We start from the raw sequence: 942 nt of genomic DNA on the forward strand, positions 1-942 counted from the left end.
CCAGCAGGAATACCGGCACTTCGCTGGCCGGCAGTGAGGCCAGCAAGCGTTGCTGGGTCAGCAGCACCGCAGGCGCCGCGTCCTCCAGCATGTGGGCCAGGCGATCGGCCGGATAGGCCGGGTCCAGCGGTACATAGGCGCCGCCGGCTTTCAACACGGCCAACAGGCCTACCATCATCTCCAACGAACGCTCCACGCACAGGCCCACCAGCACATCCGGGCCCACGCCCAGCGTGCGCAGGTGGTGCGCCAGGCGGTTGGCACGCGCATTGAGTTCGCCGTAGGTCAGCGATACGTTGTCATACACCAGCGCCACGCTGTCCGGCGACGCCGCCGCGCGCTGCTCGAACAGCGCGTGGATCGTGCCGGCCGGTACGCCGGCGCTCGCGGTGTCGTTCCATTCCACCAGCAGTTGATGGCGCTCGGCGTCATCCAGCATGTCCAGGTCCTGGATGCGGCGCTCAGGGTTGGCTACGATCGCCTCCAGTAAGCGCGTGAAGTGCGCCGCCATGCGCGCCATCGTCGATGGTTCGAACAGGTCGGTGTTGTAGCTGATGCTGCCGTTCAGGCGTCCGGCTTCCTCCGTGAACGTGAACGTCAGGTCGAACTTGGCCTGTACGCCCTCGCCGCCCATGGCCTGCAGGGTCAGGCCCGGCAGCGTGAGTGCGTCCATTGGCGCGTTCTGCAACGCCAGCATCACCTGGAACAGCGGCGAATGGCTGGTGTGGCGCTCCGGCTTGAGCACCTCGACCAGCTGCTCGAACGGCACGTCCTGGTGCGCGTAAGCATCCAACGTGTTGCCTCGTACCTGGTCGAGCAATTGCAGGAAGCTGGCGCCGTGATCGACTTGTGTGCGCAGCACCAAGGTGTTGACGAAGAAGCCGATCAGCCCTTCCGTCTCCGCGCGGTTGCGGTTGGCGATCGGCGTGCCGATGCAGATGT

1 protein-coding gene is annotated in these 942 nt (G+C 65.8%); it reads right to left on the reverse strand.

Annotation, left to right across the window (positions count from 1 at the left end; translation table 11 throughout):
- A partial coding sequence (locus DUGA2_RS32305) for a condensation domain-containing protein (RefSeq protein ID WP_141753464.1) occupies positions 1-942 on the reverse strand: 942 nt, incomplete at both ends.

Origin of the sequence: Duganella sp. HH101, from assembly GCF_001758795.1 — a bacterium.
Lineage (GTDB): Bacteria > Pseudomonadota > Gammaproteobacteria > Burkholderiales > Burkholderiaceae_D > Rugamonas > Rugamonas rivuli.